Source organism: Clostridium acetireducens DSM 10703 (assembly GCF_001758365.1).
GTDB classification, from domain to species: Bacteria; Bacillota; Clostridia; order Clostridiales; family Clostridiaceae; genus Clostridium_C; species Clostridium_C acetireducens.
Genome location: NZ_LZFO01000036.1, coordinates 1 through 23,509, shown reverse-complemented (window position 1 = coordinate 23,509; position 23,509 = coordinate 1). Strand labels below are relative to the sequence as shown.

Annotated in this window: 16 protein-coding genes and 2 pseudogenes; 12 read left to right on the top strand and 6 right to left on the bottom strand. The window is 26.2% G+C overall.

Going from position 1 to position 23,509, the window contains the following annotated elements:
- Window positions 1-470: 470 nt before the first annotated feature.
- The 3 genes from CLOACE_RS09885 to CLOACE_RS09875 are packed head-to-tail and all read left to right on the top strand — an operon-like array spanning window position 471 to window position 2,402.
- Window positions 471-860, top strand: a complete 390-nt coding sequence (locus tag CLOACE_RS09885) for an ASCH domain-containing protein (RefSeq protein ID WP_207644906.1) — start codon at window positions 471-473, stop codon at window positions 858-860.
- Window positions 861-1,832 carry a hypothetical protein gene (locus CLOACE_RS09880; protein WP_070110939.1) on the top strand — a complete coding sequence of 324 codons (972 nt, stop codon included), beginning with the start codon at window positions 861-863 and terminating at the stop codon, window positions 1,830-1,832. It begins immediately after the preceding gene.
- A gap of 30 nt (window positions 1,833-1,862) precedes the next feature.
- Window positions 1,863-2,402: a GNAT family N-acetyltransferase gene (locus tag CLOACE_RS09875; protein WP_070110938.1), complete on the top strand. Its 540-nt coding sequence runs from the start codon at window positions 1,863-1,865 to the stop codon at window positions 2,400-2,402.
- A 372-nt stretch (window positions 2,403-2,774) separates the two neighbouring features.
- On the opposite strand, the gene CLOACE_RS09870 is transcribed toward CLOACE_RS09875, so the two are convergent.
- Window positions 2,775-3,626, bottom strand: coding sequence for a hypothetical protein (locus tag CLOACE_RS09870; RefSeq protein WP_070110937.1), 852 nt, complete (start codon window positions 3,624-3,626; stop codon window positions 2,775-2,777).
- A 1,020-nt stretch (window positions 3,627-4,646) separates the two neighbouring features.
- On the opposite strand from CLOACE_RS09870, the gene CLOACE_RS09865 reads away from it, so the two are divergent.
- Window positions 4,647-5,075 (top strand): TIR domain-containing protein, encoded by a 429-nt coding sequence (locus tag CLOACE_RS09865; RefSeq protein ID WP_070110936.1) that lies wholly within the window; start codon window positions 4,647-4,649, stop codon window positions 5,073-5,075.
- 52 nt (window positions 5,076-5,127) lie between these two features.
- Window positions 5,128-5,769 (top strand): hypothetical protein, encoded by a 642-nt coding sequence (locus CLOACE_RS09860; protein ID WP_070110935.1) that lies wholly within the window; start codon window positions 5,128-5,130, stop codon window positions 5,767-5,769.
- Between the two features lie 266 nt (window positions 5,770-6,035).
- Here CLOACE_RS09860 and CLOACE_RS09855 read toward each other — a convergent pair whose 3' ends face one another.
- Together CLOACE_RS09855 and CLOACE_RS09850 are read right to left on the bottom strand one after the other, a co-directional pair.
- Entirely contained in the window at window positions 6,036-6,740 is a 705-nt protein-coding gene (locus CLOACE_RS09855) for a methyl-accepting chemotaxis protein (protein WP_084027618.1), read from the bottom strand.
- 101 nt (window positions 6,741-6,841) lie between these two features.
- Window positions 6,842-8,044 carry a PDC sensor domain-containing protein gene (locus CLOACE_RS09850; protein WP_084027617.1) on the bottom strand — a complete coding sequence of 401 codons (1,203 nt, stop codon included), beginning with the start codon at window positions 8,042-8,044 and terminating at the stop codon, window positions 6,842-6,844.
- A 299-nt stretch (window positions 8,045-8,343) separates the two neighbouring features.
- Between CLOACE_RS09850 and CLOACE_RS09845 the strand changes: the two genes are divergently transcribed.
- Entirely contained in the window at window positions 8,344-10,038 is a 1,695-nt protein-coding gene (locus CLOACE_RS09845; RefSeq protein ID WP_070110934.1) for an ATP-binding protein, read from the top strand.
- Window positions 10,039-10,324: 286 nt separating this feature from the next.
- Window positions 10,325-10,474, top strand: a pseudogene (locus CLOACE_RS12100) (PD-(D/E)XK nuclease domain-containing protein); the annotation flags it as partial.
- 111 nt (window positions 10,475-10,585) lie between these two features.
- Here the strand turns inward: CLOACE_RS12100 and galU are convergent.
- The 3 genes and pseudogenes from galU to CLOACE_RS09825 all read right to left on the bottom strand — a co-directional run bounded on the left by galU (window position 10,586) and on the right by CLOACE_RS09825 (window position 12,508).
- Window positions 10,586-11,455 (bottom strand): UTP--glucose-1-phosphate uridylyltransferase GalU, encoded by an 870-nt coding sequence (galU, locus tag CLOACE_RS09835; protein ID WP_070110932.1) that lies wholly within the window; start codon window positions 11,453-11,455, stop codon window positions 10,586-10,588.
- A 148-nt stretch (window positions 11,456-11,603) separates the two neighbouring features.
- Window positions 11,604-11,849, bottom strand: a pseudogene (locus CLOACE_RS09830) (hypothetical protein); the annotation flags it as partial.
- Window positions 11,850-12,064: 215 nt separating this feature from the next.
- Window positions 12,065-12,508, bottom strand: a complete 444-nt coding sequence (locus tag CLOACE_RS09825; protein ID WP_070110931.1) for a cell wall hydrolase — start codon at window positions 12,506-12,508, stop codon at window positions 12,065-12,067.
- 174 nt (window positions 12,509-12,682) lie between these two features.
- Here CLOACE_RS09825 and CLOACE_RS09820 point away from each other — a divergent pair, with 174 nt between their 5' ends.
- The 5 genes from CLOACE_RS09820 (at window position 12,683) to CLOACE_RS09800 (ending at window position 23,249) form a co-directional block, all read left to right on the top strand.
- Entirely contained in the window at window positions 12,683-13,456 is a 774-nt protein-coding gene (locus tag CLOACE_RS09820; protein ID WP_070110930.1) for a patatin-like phospholipase family protein, read from the top strand.
- Window positions 13,457-14,038: 582 nt separating this feature from the next.
- Window positions 14,039-15,463: an oligosaccharide flippase family protein gene (locus tag CLOACE_RS09815; protein ID WP_070110929.1), complete on the top strand. Its 1,425-nt coding sequence runs from the start codon at window positions 14,039-14,041 to the stop codon at window positions 15,461-15,463.
- A 595-nt stretch (window positions 15,464-16,058) separates the two neighbouring features.
- Complete coding sequence (locus CLOACE_RS09810) at window positions 16,059-18,971, top strand: YhgE/Pip family protein (RefSeq protein ID WP_070110928.1); 2,913 nt, start codon at window positions 16,059-16,061, stop codon at window positions 18,969-18,971.
- 44 nt (window positions 18,972-19,015) lie between these two features.
- Window positions 19,016-21,091: a leucine-rich repeat domain-containing protein gene (locus CLOACE_RS09805; protein ID WP_070110927.1), complete on the top strand. Its 2,076-nt coding sequence runs from the start codon at window positions 19,016-19,018 to the stop codon at window positions 21,089-21,091.
- Window positions 21,092-21,173: 82 nt separating this feature from the next.
- The gene (locus tag CLOACE_RS09800; protein ID WP_070110926.1) at window positions 21,174-23,249 is read left to right on the top strand and encodes a leucine-rich repeat domain-containing protein; all 2,076 of its coding nucleotides are present in this window, start codon (window positions 21,174-21,176) and stop codon (window positions 23,247-23,249) included.
- Window positions 23,250-23,509 lie beyond the last annotated feature (260 nt).

Here is a 23,509-nt window from a genome sequence, read left to right as displayed (position 1 = left end):
CTATAAATAGATAGGCTTTTTTGTCATGCCACAAAATATTAATTTTATAATTTTTATTATTTAAAGTAAGTCATATAGTAATTTTGTGATTTTCAAAGCTATATTTTCATAATTAATTAACAGAACCAATTGTACAAATATAAAATAAGCATATTTTAAGTTTAAGTTATAAATGTACAAGTTTCAAGGGAAATTTATTAAAGTTTTCAAATTAAATGACAAATAAAAGGTTGTTGTTATATGGTGTATAATATATTATAGATGCTTTTAATAATGGCTTTTTAGAAAATAAGAATTAGGATTGAATAAAAGATTTTGTTTTTATTATTAATATAATTTAAAATAAAATCGTATTATTATCAGAAAAGGATCTATGAGTTTAGTGATGCTATTGGTAAATATTATTTACTTTATAATCTTAATGTAGTAAAATTAAAAGAACAAATTATATAAATAAATAGGAGTAAATAGTGAAGTTGAATGTAATAATTTCTATAAAACCAAAATACGTACAACAAATATTGACTGGAAAGAAAAAATATGAATATAGAAAATGCATTTTTAAAAAAGACATAGATAAAATATATATATATTCAACAAGTCCAGAGCAAAAAATTGTAGGATATTTTAAATATGCAGGATATATAAAGGAAACTCCTGAAAAAATTTGGAATGAAACCAAAGAATTTTCTGGAATAGATGAAAAGTCATATTATGAATATTTCAGTAAAAACTCTTATGCTTATGCTATAAAAATAGAACAGATTTGTGTATTTAAAGTTCCTATTAACCCTAAAGAAAAACTTAAAAAATTTAATCCACCACAATCATACATGTATTTAGAAGGAGATATACATTAAATGAGAAGCTTTGCATTATGGTATTCAACCAAAGACAAAGAATCAAAATTGGACAAAGAGATAACGGTGCATGTTAATCTTTGGAATAAAAAAAAGGAAAATCAAAAAAATTATTGTTTTGATTTTGGTTTGTTAGTAGAAGACATTAAATCTATAGAAAAGATTTATTTATATGTACCTTTTAAAATAGAAAAAAGTCAAATTAAAGATTTAGGTGCCATTATATCAAATAATCAACTAGTTAATGCTATCTTTAATGAAAATTTTACAACAACTGATGGTAAACCTAAAAAGTTGATTGTTAATGAAACCGTGGAAAAGCCTAAATTTGTAATATATGCGTTAGAAGTTGAAAGTCAAATAAAGATTAATCCATGTATAAGAAATGCATCTACACCAGGAACTATATTAGAAATAGATACGGGAAGTATAAATTTAGAAAAAATTTTAAGATATTATTTTAGAATTCGAATACAAGTAGGCAGTGATGATCTTTATATGATTAATGATGAAATTAAAGGAGTTAGTATATTTAGTGATCAATTTACTAACACCGAAGTAATAGATTTTAGATTAAATGATGTTCGAAGTTGTAGTGAAGAATTAAGAGAACAATTTAATAAAGGAAAAAAATTTAATATTTTAGCAGTTCATTATTTAATTTTAAGAAATGCAGATGATGTAATTATCCATTATGGAAAAGAGATTAATAGTAGAATGTTAGAAAATGATTTATGGAAAGATTATATAGAAGGGGATAATCATAATATTATTGCATATCATATAAAAAATAAAGCTAAAAAGAAAAATGATAATACATATGATTATATAGAGGATTTTTCAGACTTAACTAGATTTCAGTATCAAAAAGGTACTAAACTTATTATAATAATGTATGTATTAGGCATTATTATTTTAGGGACCATTGGTGGAGTTGTTGGAAATTGGTTATCTCATTTAATTGGATTATAAAATGGTAACAGAGTAAGGAGGAGAGAAACTATGAAAATAAAAATTAAAAAGAATTTCTATTATAGGGTTTCTCAAATTGAGCCGGAAGTAATGAGACATTTTATGATTAATGAAGTTGGTGAAAAAGCTAAGGAAAAACTATATAATTATTTAAGAGATTTAGCTGAAAGTTATCCGCAGTTTGATGAGTGGTTTTATAATACAGTAATTCCAGAGATAGAATTAAAAAATGGGGAACGTGAAATAATTATAGTTTTATCAGAGTTGGAAGGATGTAATAAAGCTGTGCTATCGGGAATTGCTATATTGAAGAAAAAACAATTAGAGAAGAAAATTTGTACTTTTAGAATTCACGAAGACTATCGTAACCAAGGTATAGGAACTGAGCTATTTGAAAAGTGTTTCGAGTATCTAGGTACCAAAAAGCCAATGATATCTATATCTCAAGATAGAAAAGAAATGTTTGAAAAACATATAAAGTGTTATGAATTTGAAGAAACTCAAATATTAAAAGATTACTATAAAAAAGGTTCTATTGAATATGTATATAATGGATGGTTAACACACTAGAATGATAGTAATGTTATATACAAAATACTTATTTTACCATTTTATATTAAATAATATGATTGAGAATAGTAGAGTCTATAGTTATATAAATATAACTAGAAAAAATATATTAGAAAGAGTTTAATTTAAGTCTAGAAATTGAAATTGCTTAAAGTAGTTCGATTTCTAGCTTTTATTATGTAAAAAGTATTATCTATGGCTTCGTGACTAATGTATTCAAGATTTTTATCTAATAATTTTATAAATTTATCCATAAAAAACTCCTTAATAATGTGAAATTATTTCAAATTTCATCATAGGTTTAACAAACATTGGAAATAACTATTCTTATTGTATCATTTATACTATTGTTTACTAATTGTAGTAACTTTTTTACAAATCTTTATATCCAAAAACTTTATCTATGAGGTCATCAAACTTTTCTTCATCTAACTCTACCCCTTTATATCTACAAACTTGTAGTAGCAATAAAGAAAAATATTTTTCACGATTTATTCCTAATAATGTATTTCCATCTAGTTCTTTTAAAATCTTAATCATGTCTATGTTTAACATTCCATTTCTCGTCATACTTTTCTTAGGTCTTCTTAGATCTAGCTTATAAATTGATTCAACCATTAGTGTTTCAAGATAGGCTAATAGTCCATTTATTTCAGCATCTAATGTAATACCTACTTGTAGCAAAATAACATTAGATAGTTTATCTATATCTTCTTCAGTAAGTTCTACATCTTCAGGCAAAGGAATTCTTGTTATAGCTATTAATAAGGCATTTATCCAAGAAAAATATCCTTGCATTAAAGCTAGATGAAATTTAACCTTTTCATCAATCCATAGTTTATTTTTAGCTATTATTCCTTCAAAACCTTTGAAAAACTCTCTAAATTTTTGTGAATTACTAAAAATATCTGAATATTGAAGATGTGGACCGTTAGGTAAAGTAAGTTCAAAACTACTTAATAATATATGCCATTCTGTTTCTCTTCCATTATGAAGTTCTCTATGAAAACATAATTTTTCGAGATAATTTAAAATCTCTTGCATACTATTTACTCTTTTTTCTAATATTAATCCTTCTACTCTGGTTACTTCATCTTTTCGCTTTAAATAAAAAGTGGTTATAAGGGCAATAATAAGCCCTGCTCCTAAACTAATTATTATATTAAAAATGCCCTCCCACATAAACTGAGGAAGTCCATAAAAATTACTAATTTGTTCTTGCATTTTTCTCTCACTTTCTTTTAATATATTTAAAATAATGTTTTCAAAAAAGTTTTAATAATACATGCTTTAACTCATATATGCATTACTTACCTCTTTAATACTAGTATACCATAACTATTTCTATGTTTATAAAATTTCTACATTTAGATCCAATAGAGAAGAGTTTTATATAGGTAAATAATAATAAAAGGACCCCAGCAGGCAAGCTTTCTACAATGAATACAAGTCCCACTAGAATCCATGAGAAAATATACTTAAATTTACTCTCCTAAGCTTACTCATATTTAATTTAAAGAAAAATATTCATTTAAGATATCCTACATATGTTCCAACCTTTAATGCTAATGTTACTTTTCATGTAACATCTTCCGTAGGAACAATTTATGAACCATACTGGTCTATTCTACGTTCGCTCTACGAGTTACTAATTCTGAAGTGAAACCTACTACTGCACCTTTATTTCTTACATCAATATATAAAATTTGTTCAACTTTTCCTAATTTCCTTTTATAATTACCTATTTCATCATTTCAGATATTGTTTTACTATTTTTTTTCGTACTTATTAAATATACCTTAAAGATTTCAATATATGATTTTAGAAGCATATTATATCTTCCTTTCCTCTATGATTTAATATTTTTTTATTTTACTAAAAAACAAAGTATAAAAGAAAGTAGCGACCCAAAAAGCCTTTCTATGTAATATTTTTTATTATATGAATAAGGAAGATTTAAAGAATATAATAAGTAGGATAAAAATTGAAATAGTAAAATATTTACAAAGGATTAATTATACTTTTGTAGAAGTATAATTAATAGAAGGTGATTGGGGGAGGTAATGCTAATGGCAAAAAACACTGGTGAAGGATATCGAAAAGGTGCTGTGAAGGATAGTCACAAAAATATAATCTTAAAACTGATTCATAGGTGAAAAGAGATAGTGATACTAGTAGGTTAAATATTATAGGGTGAAATAATAATAAAAATAGACTTTATATAAAAATAGGGGGAATTAAATTATGGCAAAGAAAAAAGTTTTTATATCATTTGATTATGATGAGGATAAATCCTATTATTACTTAATGAAGGCGTGGGATGCAAATTCTAATTTTGAGTTTGTTTTTAGTGACTATACTTCAAAGGAAATTAATAGTGATGATGTTGCTACTGTAAAAAGAGCACTTAGCAGGAAGATTGGGAATGCAACCTACACACTTGTAATTATAGGGAAATATGCAAATAAGGAACATGAAGATAGTGAAGAAATAGGTTATACTAATTGGCAGAATTATGAAGTCGCAAAAAGTGTAGAGCGTGGAAATAAGTTGGTAGGTGTTAAAATAAAAAGCACATATTCAGCACCTACAGAAATGATAGGAGTAGGCACATCGTGGGCAAGTAGATTTACACAGGATAAGATAATTGCTGCACTTAATGAAGCTAAATAAATGAGTACAATGATTATTTGTATAATTATAGTAGCTAACAGAGGTGATTATCATGGATGAAAAAGAAAAATTTGATTTTGTGTATGATAATTATAAGGAATCATTCAAATTATGTAAAGAGGCTCAAATTGATAGGAATAAATTCTTTTTTATAATAGTTGTTTTAACGGCTTTTCTTTTTCTAATGACTATCTATCCAACTGAAACAATAGCTACATTTCAGAGTTTTATAAAAACTAAAATGAATATTGAAGTAAAATTTAATTTTTTTGTAATTCAATCTATCATTTGGTTTTTACTGCTTTACTATACTATGCAGTATTATCAAAAAAATATTTATGTTGAAAGACAGTATGGATATTTAGCAGATATTGAAGATGTACTTTCAACTAAAATACACAGAACATTAAATAGGGAAGGTAAAAATTATTTAAAAAGTTATCCTTTATATAGTGATTTCATAGATTGGATTTATAAATTTGGATTTCCTTTAATAAGTATTACTCTTATTGTAGTTAAAATATCAAATGAATGGATATATCAGAATCATAATTTAGGAATTATATTTGATTCAATTATTGCTTTATTTATTATAATTCTTACGATTTTATATATGTTATTTTTACATCAAAATTTTAAATTAAGTATTTGGGTTAATATGATTTATGGGAAGTTTAAAAACATAAAAAAATAAAAAATTCAACAAGAGCCTAGAAAAAGTTTTAATACAAAAGTAACATTTTCAGTGAAAAATTTTATTGATTAGTATTCTAATTTTTTTTTATTGATGAGAAGCTTAATGCAATGATGGGATTTAGAAGGAGTAAAGAAAGCCCTTATTATTGTGGTAGGTAAAAAAGATATTTATACTGCAGAAGTATAAGTTTATAAATTGGATGTATCTTTAAAAGGGGGAATGTAGATAGTTTTGTGTAGAAATAAAACTATCTACATTCTCCTTTATAACTTAAATTTATTAATTTCAGTTTCTAATTCACTACATATATCTTTAAGATTAGATGCTAAATTATTAAACTCATTCATAGTTGCAGTTACTTCTTCTGTAGTTGCAGAAACTTCCTCTGTGCTTGCTGAAGCTTCTTCGGATACTGCTGATATATTTTGCATTTTACTAACCATCTCATTTTTGTTTTTATTTGTTTCTATTATGGAACTTTGTACTAAATTTATTTTGCCTAAGGTTTCCTTAATAGAATATAATATTTTATTAAATATTTGCTTAGTTTCAGTTACTGCATCAGTTTGAAGTTCTACAATATCTTTGGTATCTTCAATGGATTTAACTGCTAATTCTGATTTTTCTTTTATATTATTAATTAAATTTTGTATTTTTTTAGTAGCCTCTGTGGATTGTTCTGCTAACATTCTAATTTCTTCTGCTACTACAGAAAATCCTTTTCCGGCTTCTCCAGCTCTTGCTGCTTCTATGGCTGCATTTAATGCAAGTAAATTAGTTTGTTCTGCTATTTGATTTATTGTATCTGTTATTACTCCTATTTCTCCAGTAGCTTCATTCATATTTTCTACTACTTCTGTAACTTGTGATATTGCTTCATTGTTTTTTACTGTCTTTTCTGTAAGCTCACCAATAATTTTTAAGCCTTCATTTCCAGGTTTATTAGAATCATTAGATTGTTCTATCATATGAATTGTTAATTTTTCAATATTATCAATTTCATCAGCTAATTCATTAACTATATTTGCACTTCTAGAGATATCTTGTGCCTGTGATGATGAACCTTCAGCTACTTATTTATAGTAAGTGCAACTTCGTTTATGGCTATATTTGTTTCTTCTGTGGATTTACTTATAGAATCTGAACTATTAACAATTTCATTTGATGAATTTTTAACATTACTTATCAATTGTCCTATATTATCCATCATACTATTAAAATGATTTCCTAAATTTTCAAATTCATCTTTGGTATTAAAATTAACTCTACCACGTAAATCTCCATTAGCAGCTTTACTAAATTCATTTTCTAATTTTCGTACTAATTTAGATATTGAATTGCTTATAATTAAAGAAATAATTATAACTATTGTTCCTAATATTAATATCATAACAAGTGCAGCATGTTTAATAACACTTGTATCTTTTAATAACTCTGACTTTTCAAGGGATGCGATAATCTTCCAATTACTTTTTTTATTTGTTATATAACTTGCATATTTTATTTCATTATTATATTTATACTTATCAAAACCTTCACTCTCTGTTTTTATTTTTGGCCAAATACTTAATTTAGTGGCTGAATTTCCACCAAGTAAAGTTTTATTTGGATGTTCAACCATTATTCCTTTACTATCTGTTATGTATATATATCCACTTTTGCCTACCTTTACATTAGAAAGTGTATCAACTAAAGCCTCTAAATTTACATCTATAGAAAGAACTCCTACTACCTTTCCATCTTTTTCTACAACTTTTGATAAAGATACAACTAACTTTCCATTACTGGCATCCTTATAAGGATCTGTATAAACTATTTTTTCTTTAGCTTTTACACTATTTTTGTACCAATCCCTAGAAGTTGGATCATAACCACTTGGAAACGTACGTTCAGGATATACATTTATTTTTTTATCAGCTTGTACAAAACACATTACCATTATATCTTTATTACTATTTTTAAAATTTTTTAATGCTTCTATAGTAAATGGTTTATACTCTGGATGTTTATCAAGATCCTTAATATCTGTGTGATCAGACAGTATATTTAAATAACTTTCCATAGTGTTAAAGTAGTTATCTATCCCTCTATTTATTTCTGTAAGATTTTGTTTAGTACTTATTTCTAAATTATTTGATAATATTTTGTTGGCTTGAATGTATGATATTACAAACATTATAATTAGGGAAGTTAAACATAAACTAACTAGTATAGTGGCTAACTTAAATTTAATACTAAAAAAATTAATTTTTCTCTTATTCTTATCTTCCAAATTTGACACCTTTTCTTTATTTTTTACTTTTTTTTGCACTATAAGTATCGTACGTTATAACAAAATCATTACTGGTTTTTATAAAAAAAGTTTAATATTCTACATTTTTTATCAATTTTGTTTATTGATTTCTTTCTTTTATGGGATAAAGTTCCTCACTTTAACTTGATACAAACCCATTAAATACATGCGAATATTAAAAAATGGTTTTTATGATATAATAAAAACAATAGAGAAATGATGAAAGTATAAAAGTTAATTCGCATAAACATAACAAAGTTAGGAGAGTGAATAGACTTATGAAAAGAATACCCTATGGTATTTCTAATTTTCAAGTTTTAAGAGAGAAAAATTATATTTATGTAGATAAAACATCATATATAGAAATTTTAGATAGATATGCTCCCTATCAGTTTTTTATAAGACCAAGAAGGTTTGGAAAAAGTTTATTTATATCAACTTTAGAAAATTATTATGATATAAATAAAAAAGATAAATTTGAAGAGTTGTTTGGAGATTTATATATAGGAAAAAATCCTACAGAAGAGAAAAATAAATTTCTAGTTTGGAAAATAAGTTTTGCTGGAATTGATGCTGGTCATGGAGAAGAAGAGCTTAGAAAAAGTTTTAATACAAAAGTAACATTTTCAGTGAAAAATTTTATTGATAAGTACTCTAATTTTTTTATTGATGAGAAGCTTAGTGAGGATTATATAAAAGCAGAAGCTGCTGTTGAGTATATATTGCATCTTTCTAGAAAAATAAAAATACCTGTTTTTGTTTTAATAGATGAATATGATAACTTTGCAAATGAACTAATTACAGGAGGAAAACAAAACACCTATGAAAGTATCCTTCATGGTGAAGGTTTTGTTAAGGTATTCTATAAGGCTTTAAAAGATGCAACAATGGATAATTTTAATAGAATATTTATGACAGGCGTAAGTCCTATAATGTTGGATGATTTAACTAGTGGATTTAACATAACTAGAAACTATACTCTAGATGAAAATCTTAATGCCATGATGGGATTTACAAGGGAAGAATTATCCTGGGTTATGGATGAAGTAAATATAAAGGATACAGAACTTAGAAAGAAAATATGTAATGATATGACTATTTATTATAATGGGTATAGGTTTAATGAAAATAGTAAATCAGTTTTTAATCCAGATATGTCCATGTATTTTTTAGATAATTATTTACTTTATAATCGCTACCCAAAAGAGATGATAGATAATAATGTAAAAACAGATTATGGAAGAGTTAATCAGTTGGCTTACAATTTTAATGACAAGGAAGCTTTAGAGGAAATAATGACTAAAGGAGAAACCTCTACTATGCTTGTAGATAGATTTAATATTCATACTATGTACAGTGTGAAAGAAAACTTTAAATCTTTATTATTTTACCTAGGTATGCTTACTATAAAGGGAGAAGGTCCTCTTGGAACAGAGCTAAAAGTACCCAATTACGTTATAAAAACGATTTATTGGGAGCAGTATTTTCAAAGAATGAATTTAGAGTATAATATTCAGCTTCAAGATATAAGAATAGCAGTAAATGAAATGAGAATGCATGGAAATATTGAAGCTTTAGCAAAGCTTGTAGGTAAAATACTAGAGGATTTATCCAATAGAGATTTAATGCAAGCGGATGAAAAACATATTAAAATGATGTTTTTAACTCTCTTGGGAATAGATAGCACTTATTTTATACAAAGTGAAGCGGAAAACAGTAAAGGCTATGTGGATATAATGCTCAAGAAAAAAATTCAATTTAAAGATATAACTAAATTTCAGTGGATTATAGAATTAAAATATATAAAGGAAAGTGAAAGAAATAATTTAGAAAAAGTAAAAGAAGAAGGTTTAAAACAGCTTAAAGGGTATGCTGAAAGCAAAATAGTTAAAGAACACCTTGGAGAAGAAGTATTAAAGAAAGCCCTTATTATTGTGGTAGGTAAAAAAGATATTTATACTGCAGAAGTATAAGTTTATAAATTGGATGTATCTTTAAAAGGGTTTAAATTAATAGTTCACAATACAAAGGTAAAAGCTGAATTTTAAAAAATATAAAAATCAGTACTATTTATATATACTAAGAATATACTATTATTATGGAACAAAAACTTATATAGTTTTTAGCGAGAGGGTGCCTGCACCAACTCGTATTTTTGTTTTAAAGAACATTTAGCTCTGGAGCATTTGCTTTTAGGGCTTTTTTTATTGATGAGAAGCTTTAGAGGAAATAATGATTAAAGGTGAGACTTCTACTATGCTTGTAGGTAAAATACTAGAGGATTTATCCAATAGAGATTTAATGCAAATGGATGAAAAGCATATTAAAATGATATTTTTAACTCTTTTAGGAATAGATAGCACTTATTTTATACAAAGTGAAGCGGAAAATAACAAAGGCTATGTGGATAGAAATAGAATTTCTCATGTGTATGATGAAAATACTGCAGTAAATATTTATAATAATATTAAAACGGAATGTAGATAGTTTAGTATAGAAGCATATCTACATTCCATTTCATTATTTTAATTCATTAAGATTCAATAAGTAATTTACAAAATCTTCCCTTAAATCTTCTCGTTTTAATGCAAATTCTACTGTAGCTTTAAGAAAACCTAATTTATCTCCTACATCGTATCTTTTACCTTCAAAACTGTAGGCATACATAGCTTCGCTTTTTGCTAATGTTTTTAATGCATCTGTAAGTTGAATTTCTCCTCCTTTTCCTGGTTTTGTTTTATCTAATATATTAAATATAGAAGGAGTTAATATGTATCTTCCTAATATAGCTACACTGGAAGGGGCTTCTTCAATAGAAGGTTTTTCTACTAGGTCTTTTACTTTGTATACATTATTTTCTATAGCAAAACCTTTCACTATGCCGTATTTGGATACATCCTTTTTAGGAATTTCTTGTACTCCTAATATAGAGGTTTTGTATTCGTTAAAACAATTAATTAGTTGTTTTAAACAAGGAGTTTTGCTGTCTACTATATCATCTCCTAGTAGTATTGCAAAGGGTTCATTTCCTACAAAGGAGCTAGCACAGTTTATAGCATGACCTAGTCCTTTTGGCTCTTTTTGTCTTATATAATACACATCTGCCATGTTTGATATGTTTTCCACAACAGATAATAGCTCAGTTTTGTTTTTTAATTTTAGTTCATTTTCCAATTCTATAGATTTATCAAAGTGGTCTTCTATTGCTCTTTTATTTCTTCCAGTAATTATTAAAATTTCTTCTATTCCCGATGCTACAGCTTCTTCTACAATGTATTGAATAGTGGGTTTATCTACTACTGGAAGCATTTCCTTTGGTTGAGCCTTTGTGGCAGGTAAAAATCTTGTACCTAATCCTGCTGCAGGTATTATTGCCTTTTTTACTTTCATAATTTTAACATCCCCTTAAATTTTATTCTTATTTATAATTTCTATTTAAGCATTACAATAACCTTTAATTTTTTGCATTTTGCATTTTCATTTCATTTTCACCCCAGAGGTGTAAAAATTACACCCCTGGGGTGAAAAATTTTCCATATTAGTCTCTAACTTTAGTTTGGTCGCTGAATATTCTTACAAATTTAATAGAATATATGTCGCACATTACTAAGTCGTTTGTTCCTGATTCTTGTATTACTATATAGCTAATTCCAACTTCTTTTAAAACACCTTCTCTGTCAATTAACATATTGGTTCCAATTAAAAATTCGATTTTTATATATTTTCCTATTTGAGTTTTTAGCCATCCTTGGGTATAACCTATATCGTTTTGTACTGTAGGAGTTGGTTCAGTTTGAAAAGTAGGACCACCTGTAGTAGTTGGAAATTGCATTTCACGATTTTCATTTAGCATTTCTTCAGGCATCATTGGGCATGAGCGGCTATTCCATAGTGGAAAATTGTTAAAGTCATTTGGTGTTCTAGTATACAAAAAATTACCTCCTTTAAAATATAAACAAATTATTTAAAAACATTAAAATTAAGTATGATTATATTAATTTAAGTCTGAGCATATAGTTCAGTAGGGTTGTAAAAGCAATGCTGTCCAATTCTTACTAAATATCTTCCTGTCCCATTATATGGGAATGTATATGGACATGTTACTACGAATGGATTAAAATACCACAAAGCATTACCTGTATTATATAGTCTATTGCCAGATAGAGCCCAATCTGCTATTTGATAGTGTATTTCTTCTGGGGGATTAGCCCATATAGTTTGAGGATTAGGAAGACCTTTTAAAATAGAAGTTGCACAATCAAATTGCCCTTTTTGAAATATAACTTTTCGTAAATCTCCTTGGCATATTCTAAGATATTCTCCATAAGCTACATTTACTCTGTTCATAACTACTGAAGCAACAGCTTTCATACCATTTTCACCTTCGCCACCAGCTTCACATTTTATTATTCTAGCTAATAGTTCTCTAGCACTATAAGCCACACTTACTCACCACCTAAATTCAATTACCATACTATTATATTGAATAACTACCCCAGTGGTGCAAAATATGGAAAAATATTTTTTCCATATTTTGCACCACTGGGGTAGCACTAATGAAAGCATTATGGTAATATATAAAGAAAATAATAGTAAATTATAGAAAGGAAAATAATTATGAGAGGATTATTTTTACAAGGAGGAGGAGCTAAAGGAGCTTTTCAAGCAGGAGCTGTATATGCTTTTTATGAAAAAGGAATAAATTTCAAAGTGATTTCAGGTACTTCTATAGGGGCAATAAATGGATATTACATATATACAGGTAATATAGAAGAAATGAAAAATTTATATATTAATGAAAATAAAATAAAAGTTCCTGAGTATTTACATAAAGTAGTTGAGAATGATTATGTAATAAATGAGATGAAAAAGTTACAAGTAAAAAGAGAATCTATAAAATCTTTTTATGTTAATTACACAGAAGTAAATAAAGGAGAATTAAAAGAAAAAATTGTAGACGTAGATAAACTAGATAGAGAAAAGGCTGTAAATTGTGTAAAGTATAGTTCACTTCTTCCTTATATTGGACCTAGTAAAATTAATGATTTCAATGATTTAGTAAAAAATTTTGATTCTAAAGAAGTATTTGAAAAGTTCAAAGATTTAGTAGTTAATGGAGAATACGATGGATATAATTTAGATGGTGGAATATTGAATAATAATTTATTGAGTCCTTTTATGGAGGAAAATTTAGATAAAATTTATTTATTGCCTTTAAGTAATTCTTTTGAAGTTCCAGATTATTTATACAATAAGTATAATGATGAAAATATAGTTGTTGTAAAAAGAAATAAGGCTTTTAGACCTGAAGATACTTTAAACTTTAATATAGATTTTCTTAGAAATTTATTTTATGAAGGATATTATGAAGGGAAAAAATGCATTCATTAATGGCATATTTATTCCGTTAACTTTTTAGACAAAATAAAATTAGGTGGTTGAATAAAAAATCATTGATATAATTTTCAGATAAAAAATAATTAAAAATAATTTGTATAAAAATAATAAGGCAGCAGCATAAAGAAAGTTTGTAAATAAGTCATTTCATTAAGACACTCTAAGAATAAAAAATAAAAAAACTCCTACCCAATTTATGCCCCGTCCTTGGGGCGGAAATTGGCTCATCACGTCCTGTGATGAATTACGGAGTTTTTTAATTTTTTCTTCTAAGACTGTCTAAAATTCATTCAAATTATTTACAAACTTTCTTTATGCTGCTGCCTTATTATTTTTATACAAATTATTTTTAATTATTTTTTATCTCAAATTATATAAGTAATTTTTTATTCAACAATCTAAATAATATCAAATACATTATAGCAATTACATAATTTAGGATAAATACCTAAATTAATTTTTTATTAAGTTTTTTAGCTTTTGTGCAAAATTCATAAAAATATAGTATACTTAATAAAGCAATTTATGTACATTATTAATGAAACAAAAAATATGAAATTTTACGGAGGAAAAATTATGGGTGATAGTCCTAAGCAATTTATAAAGAGATTTTTTGGGTTTTCTATAGGACCAGTTATTTCTGCTTTCTTAAGTCTTTTTACTGTACCCTTAACTACACATTTTATAGCACCAGATGAATTTGGTAGAGCTGCAATGTATACTATGGCATTAAGTATAAGTTCTTTATTTATATACTTAGGAATGGATCAATCCTTTGTAAGAGAATATAATTTAGAAAAGGATAAAAAAAATTTATTTTGGAACTCTTTAATTGTTCCTTTATTATTTTCTTTTATAGTGGGAATAATTTATTTACTGTTTTATAAAGGTATTTCCATATGGATGTTTGATCGTGAAGAAAAATATATTATGCAGGTTTTAGCTATTTCTGTTCCTTTTACTGTAATAGATAGATTTAATATGCTAGTTATACGTATGGAAGAAAAGGCTAAGCTATACTCAATTTTAAATATAATAAGTAAATTAGCTAATGTTGTAATTTTAGTTCCTTATCTTTTATATATAGATAAAAGCTTTAGAGGAGTTGTAAATGCAGGATTTATAAGTTTAGTAGTATTATGTATTGCAGAATTTTGTTTTACCAAAAAATATTGGATAACAAAATTTAAAATAGATAATATTTTACTAGAAAAACTTTTTAAATTTGGTCTTCCTTTAGTGCCAGCTTCTGTAATAAGTTGGATATTAAACTCTATGGACAGAATTGCTATGAAACAATGGTCTACATTAACTGAAATAGGGCTTTATTCTTCTGCATTAAAAATAGTAATGATAATTGGAATAGTAAGAGATGCTTTTTGCACATTTTGGGCACCAACTGCTTTTAGGTGGCATGAAGAAGGTGTCAGCAATGAAAGATATATTAAAGTAAGTGAAATGCTTATGTGTTTTATGGCTATATTATTTGTAGGAATAGTATTATTTAAAGACTTAGTAATAAAAATATTTGGCACAAAGTATGTAGGAGCATCTGTTATAGTACCATTTTTATTATTCTTACCAATAATGTACACTGTATCAGAAACAACTACTTTAGGTATTTCTTTTTCCAGAAAGACTTCCTATAATATATTAGTATCTATTGTAGCTGCTGTAACTAATTATATTGGAAACTATTTATTAGTACCAACTTTAGGTGGACTAGGAGCTTCTATTTCAACAGGTATATCCTACACAGTTTTCTTTTGGATGCGAACATTTATATCTAGAAAGTTGTGGTTTAAATTTCCACTTAAGTTTTATTTCTTAAACACAGTATTTATGCTTTTATTTGCAACTTTTAATGTGTTTTACAATAAAATTTATTTAAATATAATATTTTCAGCTATAATTTTATTTATAAATAGAAGACAAATAAATGAAATTTTACAAATAGCTAAAGGTTTATTATGTAAAAAAGAAATTAAATTTAATAATTAGCAATGAAAAATTAAAAGTAACTAATATTTCTGAAAATAAATAATACTGGCAGATAAAAATATGCTAAGTATAGCAAGGGACTTTGTAAATTAATCATTTCATTAATATACTCTAAGAATTAAAAATTAAAAAACTCCTACCCAATTTATGCCCCGTCCTTGGGGCGGAAATTGGCTCATCACGTCCTGTGATGAATTACGGAGTTTTTTAATTTTTAATTCTAAGAGTATCTAAAATTCATTCAAATAATTTACAAAGTCCCTTGCTATACTTAGCATATTTTTATCTGCCAGTATTATTTATTTTCAGAAATATTAGTTACTTTTAATACATAAAAAATGGAATTAATATTATATTTTTGATAAAATATATATGGTTAAGTTTATTATATAAAATGTAGTATAATTAAATGTTAATGTTAATTTAAGATAATGTTTTTAGAATTTAATGTAATTATAGTAAAAAAATATGGAACAATTCATAATAAATTTACAAAGAAAATGTTGACAGTTTTATGAAAAAGTTGTTTAATAAAACTGACTGGTCAGTATTAATAATTATAATAATAAAATAAATAAAAAAAGAGGGGTATGATATGAGTTTTTGGAAAGTTGTATGGAGTGATATTCGCAGTATATGGAAAAACAGTTTTCTTAAAATGGCATTAGTCGGAATAATCTTATTACCTCTTGCATACGGCGGACTTTATTTAGCAGCCTTTTGGGATCCTTATAGTAATACAGAAAATTTGCCTATTGCAGTAGTTAACTTGGATAAAGGTGGAATAATGGATGATTCTCCAGTTAATTATGGTGATGATATTGTAAGTGTATTAAAAAATAATGATGATTTAGGCTGGAATTTTGTTAAAAATTTAAAAGATGCAAAAGAAGGTGTGGAAGAGGATAAATACTATGCCATGGTAGTTATACCCAAAGATTTTACTCAAAAAATTACAGAAATAAAAGATGGAATGCTTAGAAAACCTAAACTTATTTTTATTACCAATAAGAAAAAGAATTACATAGTAGGACTTATATGTGATAAAGCAGCAAAAGTTTTAAAAGAAAATATATCTGAAGCAGCTATGGATACTTTTACTGAAACAATTTTTGATAATTTATATGTACTAAAGGATGGATTAGAAACAGCTACAGATGGAACAGCTCAAATGAAAGATGGAGTTACAGAGCTTAAGGATAAAGTTCCTGTTTTAGATAATGCTCTTGGAAAACTTTATGATGGAGCTTCTACACTTAATGATAAGCTAGGAGATGCCTATGATGGAAGTACTAAGCTTAGAGATGGAGTGGATTTATTAAGAGGTAAAATGCCAGACTTGGTAGATGGTGTAAGTAGGCTTCGAAAAGGAGCTGAAAACATTAATGAAAATATAGGAGATGCTTATGACGGTAGTGTTAGACTTAGAAATGGCGCTATTGATTTATATGATAAACTTCCTGATTTATCCGACAATGTGGAACAACTTTATGATGGAACTCAAGGTTTAAAAGAAGGTATTGGACAAGTTGATGACAATATGCCTAAGCTTTTAGATGGAGTATGGGATCTAAGAGATGGAGCCAAACAACTTAATGATGGTCTTAAGACTATGAAGGATAAAGTAAAACTTTTATATGATAAAGATGAAGAGGGAAATGTAAATAAAGATGCTGGATTGGAAGCAATTAAAACTGGAACAAATAAAATGAAATTTAAAATTGCTCAAGGTATAATGGATAAGCTAAATACTAAAGATGGAAGTGGTATTAAACCTATAGATTCTGTATGTGGTGGACTTAAGAATATATATTTAGGCATGGAACAAATAGATACTTTAATTAGTTCAGGTAAAGTACCTATTTCTGATATTTCCAAGGAAAATTGGAAACAGGATATGGAAATTATAAATAATTTAAATAACTTATTTAATTCTCTTAAAGGTGCAGATGCATCTAATAGAAATGAAATTCTTCTACATATAGCCTATTTACTTAATGGAGATAACTTGGATTTACCAAGTTCACAGCTTTCGAAGGTATCTGCTGATTTAAATGACATAGCAGCAGAAATTCAAAAATCACCTTATTTTGATAAAGTACCTGATTTACAAAAGCTATACGGTGCATTAAAGCAATTATCTAAAGGAGTAATTCAAATAGATGGGGCTTTAGATGAATTAAAACAAACACTAGCTATTTTTCAAGGAGTAAGTGCTATATCAGGAGGAGTAGGACAGGCAACTACTGGTGTAGGAGCTTTGGTAGATGGTATTGATAAATTATATAAGGGTTCTAAAGACTTATATGATGGTTTAGATGAATTATATGATAAAACTACAGATTTAAAAAATGGAATAGAACTTATATATTCAGGTTCCCAAGATTTAAGAGATGGAGCAGATAAATTCCAAGATACTGTGCCAACAGTTACCAGTGGTGTAGCAGTACTTACTGATGGAACTAGGGAATTAAGTGATGGATTATTTAAACTAAATAGAGGAACAGAAAACTATGTAGATAAAATTGGAGAACTAAGTGAAAAAATTCCTGATGTTGAAGAGGGAATAAATGAACTTTATGATGGTTCTATGGATTTATCTGATGGAATTATAAAATTAAGAGATGGTTCTGGAAAGATTAAAGATGGATTACAAACTATGAAAGATAAAATGCCTGATTTACAAGATGGTGCAGATAAGCTTTATGGAGGTGTAGCAGAACTAAATAGTAAATTGGGAGAAGGAGCAGAAAAGATAGCAGATAAATTAGCATTTAGCAGTAAAGCTATAGGAAGTTATATGGGAGATCCAATGGATTTAAGAAATAAGCCTTTATATGCTGTAGATAAATATGGAGTAGGACTTGCACCATACTTTATTTCATTAGGTTTATGGGTAGGAGCTCTTATGATGTTCTTCTTTATAACTGATGATGTACCTTATAATTTAAAAGTTGGCAGTAATTCAGTAATATTAGGAAAATATTTAATATGTTGTGCTATAGGAGCATTACAAGCAGTACTTTTAAGTTTAGCTGTTATTAAACTAGGGCTTACACCAGCTAATGTGCCACTATATATAGGATTTAATATATTTTTATCCTTTGTATTTATAGCTATAGCTCAAAACTTAATATTCTTACTTGGAGATATAGGAAGAGTATCAGTAGTTTTAATACTTTTACTACAACTTACTGCTTCAGGAGGTACTTTCCCAAGAGAGCTTATACCTAGTTTCTTTAAGAAAGTAAATCCATTTATACCTTTTACTTATTCTATATCTGCTATGAGAGAAATAATACTTGGTGCAAATCTTGATGTGCTTAATAGGAATGTATTCATATTATTAACTATGCTTTTACTATTTTTAATATTGAGCTTTGTTTTAAAACCTTATGCTGATAAAATAAAAGACAAAGTTTCTATTGAAAAGCAAAAGGAAAAAACTATGAGAGAACAAGAAGAAGCCTATGAAATAGAACAAGAAGATAATTCCATAGAAAAATAAAATAAACTAAAAGTGAGGTGAAAACCGGTATTAATCCGGGAATTATGAAAAGTAAAAAACTTTCACTAATTATTGCATTAGCTTTAATATGTTCCAATGTTACACCTGCCCTTAGCCAAAGCGTTTATGCAAAAGAAGATAATGATATTTCTATAGAAAGTGAAGAAAATCATAGTAAGGGAGTAACTTTTAAGGATAAAAATTTGGAAAAAGTTATTAGAGAAGAAGTGGGAATACCAGTTAAACCTATTACAATGAAAGATTTAGAAGATATAAAGGAATTAGATATAAGAAATAAAAATGTAAAAAGCTTAGAAGGTCTTCATAAATTGCCTAATTTAGAAGTTTTAGAGGCAAGTAATAACAAAATAAAAGATTTAACGCCTTTAAAATATTGTGAAAAGCTAGAAAAAATCAATTTTTATAATAATGAAATAGAAGATTTAACTCCTCTTAATAAATTAAGAAATTTAGAAAAAGTATATTTAAAAGAAAACAAAATAAAAAATATAGAGGGTTTAACTACTTCAAAAGATATATTTGAATTGGATTTAAGTTCTAATGAAATAAAAAACTTAAAACCTCTTAAAAAATTTCATAGCTTAAAAACTTTAATGTTAGCAGACAATGATATAGAAAATATAAAAGATTTATCTAGTATAATTACATTAGAATCACTTGTTTTAAGCAAAAATAAAATATCAGATATAAAACCTTTAGAGTCATTAAATAGACTTGTAAAAATATATTTAGATGATAATGAAATAACAGATATAACCCCTCTTAAAAGATTGCCAGATTTAGAAAGATTAAATTTAGATAAAAATAAAATTAATAATATAAAGGATTTAAAATTAGATACTCTTTCAGATTTAAAATGGGTAAAATACAGGGGAAAAGAAATAACTGATATGGATAAGTTAGATTATATAGTGGAACAAGCAAATGTAGAAGTTAAATTTAAAGATAAAAACTTAGAAAGAGAAATAAGAAAAAAAATAGAAAAACCTTCAGGAGAATTGAGATTATCTGATGTAGAATTTATTAAAGATTTAAATTTATTTGGGAAAAATATAAAAGATATTTCTGGAATTGAATATTTAAGAGGATTAAAATACTTAAATTTAGGTAGAAATAATTTAACAGATATAACAGCTTTAGAGGATTTAGAAGATTTAGAGAAACTATATCTTTATAAAACTAAAATTACGGATATAGAGCCTTTAGAGGAACTTATTAATTTAAAAGAGCTAAAAATATCCAATACAAATATATCAGATATTTCAGTTTTAGAAAATTTAGTTAACTTGGAAAGCTTAGATTTAAGTGAAAATAAAGTATTAGATTTGGAACCTATAGAAAATCTTACAAGCTTAGAAAAGCTAGATATAAGTAAAAATCATATAAAAGATATAGACTCATTAATGGATTTAACAGAATTAAAGTCTTTAAATTTAAATGAAAATAATATAAAAGATATAAATGTTGTATCTTTTATGCCAAATCTTGAAAGATTATCTATAGATAAAAACCAAATAACAAGTTTAGAGCCTTTAAAAAAAGCCACAGAACTAATATGGCTTACAGCTAATAACAACAATATAACAAGTTTAAAAGGTTTAGAAAATCTAGAAAATTTAAAAGAAATACATGCAGACAATAACAAAATAAGCAATATAGAACCTCTTAAAAAATTAATTAATATAGAAGTTTTAAGTTTAAAATATAATAAAATAAGTAACTTAAAACCTATAGAAAACCTTGTATATATTAAAAATTTATATTTATACAGCAATAATATAAAAGACATAACACCTATTAGAAACATGAAAGGCATTGTAAAATTATATTTAGATAAAAATAATATAAGTGATATATCTATTATATCTGGCATGAAAGAAATTGAAGATCTTTCCTTAGGATATAACAAATTAACTAATATAAATGCTGTTAAAGGTTTAGAAAACATTAAGACTTTAGATGTAGGAGATAACAACTTAAGTGATATAACTGTAGTTAAAACTCTTCCATCTCTTGAGAAATTTATGATTATAAATAATGATAATGTACCAAAATATCAAATAAACTCTCTACCAAAAGAAATTCAAGTAACATACTAGACAAGCAGCGGGACGGGGCTACAATTTTAAATTTTATAAAAAATAAAAAGAGAGGTGAAACTGGTTTTATACCAGAAAGCTTATGAATAAAACAAAAACTTCTATATGTCTTGCAGGAATTTTAGTTTTTGCTTTTAGTGTATCAGCACTTGCTAACTCTAGTCCAAAAGTAGACAATACTATAAGCAAAGTATTTGCTGCAAATGAGCATAAATTCAACAATAAAGATATAAAATTTCCTGATAAAAATTTAGATGAGGCAATTAGAGAATCTATAAATAAGCAAGAAGGAAAAATTACTAAAGAAGATTTAATTTATGTAACTAAACTGAATTTAAAGAGCAAAAATATAGAAGATATTACTGGATTAGAATTATTTGAAAGCCTAGAAAATTTAGATTTAAGCAATAATGAAATAGAAGATTTAACACCTTTAAAAAATAGTATTTACTTAAAAAAATTAAATTTATATAAAAATAAAATATATGATGTAAAAGCTTTATCTAATCTACAAAATTTAGAAAAACTTATTTTAAAAGATAATAAAGTAAAAAATATAGAAGCTTTATCAAAACTTAAAAATTTAAAAGAATTAGATTTAAGTATGAATAAAGTATTTGATCCTAAGCCTTTAAAACATTTAAAAAAGCTTAAAACTTTAAATTTAGAAGATAATAAAATAAAAAATGCAGAAGACTTAAAGGATTTACAATCAGTACAAACTTTAATATTAACTAAAAACGAAATAGATGATTTAGAGCCTTTAGTTAATTTGGAGAATATTACAAAACTATATATAGATGACAATCCAGTACACGAAATATCAATACTTAAAAAGCTTCCTAAATTAAAGAGATTAAATATAAACGGAAATGATATTGATGATTTACAAAAATTAAAAGATTTTCAAAAGCTTCAATGGGTTAGATTTAGAAATAAAGAAGTTATTGATATAGCTGGAATAAATGATTTAATTGATGATCCAAGTAAAAAAGTTGTTTTTGCAGATAAAAATTTAGAAAGAGAAGTAAGAAAAAAGATAGAAAAACCTAAAGGTGATATAAAAAAATGTGACTTATATAGAGTTACTGAATTAAATTTATGGGATAAAAATATAACTAATTTAGCTGGAATAGAAAATTTAATAGATCTTAAAGCTTTAAATTTGGGAAAAAATAATATATCAAACTTAACACCTTTAAAAACATTAAGCAATTTAGAAAATCTTTACTTAAATAAAACAGAAATAAATTCTCTTGAAGCTATAGCAAGTTTAACTAATCTTAAGAGTTTGGTTATAAACAATACTTCAATATCAAATTTAACACCTCTTAAGAGCTTAATTAATTTAAAAAGTTTAACTCTTGGAGAAAATAATATATCTTCTTTAGCAGGTATAGAGGGATTGGTGAATTTAGAATCACTAAATGTAAGTAAAAATAATATTAGTAGTATAAATCAAATAAAAGATTTAACAAATTTAGAGTCATTAAATATAAATGAAAATGCTATAAAAGATATAAGTGTAGTTTCTAAATTAGAAAAGTTAGAAAGACTTTCTTGTGACAAAAATAGCATAGCCACATTATCTCCACTTGCAAGTTTAAAAGAGCTTAAATGGGTTACTGCTTGTGAAAATACTTTAAAGGATACAAAAGGATTAGAAAATCTAGAAAACTTAGAAGAGTTAAGATTAGATAAGAACAGTATATCTGATATAAAATCTTTAGCTAGATTATATAATTTAGAAACTCTTAGCTTGAGAACAAATAATATAACAGATATAAGCCATTTAACAGAATTAACTAATATGAGAAATTTATACTTATATGAAAATAATATAAGCAGCTTAGGTTCTTTATACAAGATGACAGGTTTAGTAAGACTTTATGCAGATAAAAATAATATAGGAGATATTAAGGTAGTATCAAATATGCCTAATTTACAAGTATTATCTGTGGGAGAAAATATGATATCAAGTATAGCTCCAGTTAGCGGATTAAGTAGACTTGAAACTTTAGACGTAAGCGACAATATTATTACAGATGTTAGTCCTGCTTTAGGATTACCTAAGTTAAAAGACATAATTTTAACTAGTAATAGAGTATCTGATGCTCAAGTGAAATCTTTCCCACCATCAGTTACAGTAAGTAAGTAATTTAAATGGCATATAATGCTTAGACATAGGTATTTTATGTATGCGTTTTTGAATAAACAATATTTGAAATAATTTGCATATAGAAAATAATTAAAAATAATCTATATAAAAATAATAAGGCAGCCTCATAAAGAGAGTTTGGAAATAAGTCATTTCATTAAGACACTCTAAGAATAAAAAATAAAAAAACTCCTACCCAATTTATGCCCCGTCCTTGGGGCGGAAATTGGCTCATCACGTCCTGTGATGAATTACGGAGT

Excerpts from the sequence above, each read along its gene's own strand:
- CLOACE_RS09800 (WP_070110926.1), top strand. The coding sequence starts at position 21,174 with ATGAATAAAACAAAAACTTCTATATGTCTTGCAGGAATTTTAGTTTTT.
- galU (WP_070110932.1), bottom strand. The coding sequence starts at position 11,455 with ATGAAAGTAAAAAAGGCAATAATACCTGCAGCAGGATTAGGTACAAGA.
- CLOACE_RS09860 (WP_070110935.1), top strand. The coding sequence starts at position 5,128 with ATGGATGAAAAAGAAAAATTTGATTTTGTGTATGATAATTATAAGGAA.
- CLOACE_RS09865 (WP_070110936.1), top strand. The coding sequence starts at position 4,647 with ATGGCAAAGAAAAAAGTTTTTATATCATTTGATTATGATGAGGATAAA.
- CLOACE_RS09855 (WP_084027618.1), bottom strand. The coding sequence starts at position 6,740 with ATGATAGAACAATCTAATGATTCTAATAAACCTGGAAATGAAGGCTTA.
- CLOACE_RS09820 (WP_070110930.1), top strand. The coding sequence starts at position 12,683 with ATGAGAGGATTATTTTTACAAGGAGGAGGAGCTAAAGGAGCTTTTCAA.
- CLOACE_RS09845 (WP_070110934.1), top strand. The coding sequence starts at position 8,344 with ATGAAAAGAATACCCTATGGTATTTCTAATTTTCAAGTTTTAAGAGAG.
- CLOACE_RS09805 (WP_070110927.1), top strand. The coding sequence starts at position 19,016 with ATGAAAAGTAAAAAACTTTCACTAATTATTGCATTAGCTTTAATATGT.
- CLOACE_RS09810 (WP_070110928.1), top strand. The coding sequence starts at position 16,059 with ATGAGTTTTTGGAAAGTTGTATGGAGTGATATTCGCAGTATATGGAAA.
- CLOACE_RS09870 (WP_070110937.1), bottom strand. The coding sequence starts at position 3,626 with ATGCAAGAACAAATTAGTAATTTTTATGGACTTCCTCAGTTTATGTGG.
- CLOACE_RS09880 (WP_070110939.1), top strand. The coding sequence starts at position 861 with ATGAGAAGCTTTGCATTATGGTATTCAACCAAAGACAAAGAATCAAAA.
- CLOACE_RS09875 (WP_070110938.1), top strand. The coding sequence starts at position 1,863 with ATGAAAATAAAAATTAAAAAGAATTTCTATTATAGGGTTTCTCAAATT.
- CLOACE_RS09815 (WP_070110929.1), top strand. The coding sequence starts at position 14,039 with ATGGGTGATAGTCCTAAGCAATTTATAAAGAGATTTTTTGGGTTTTCT.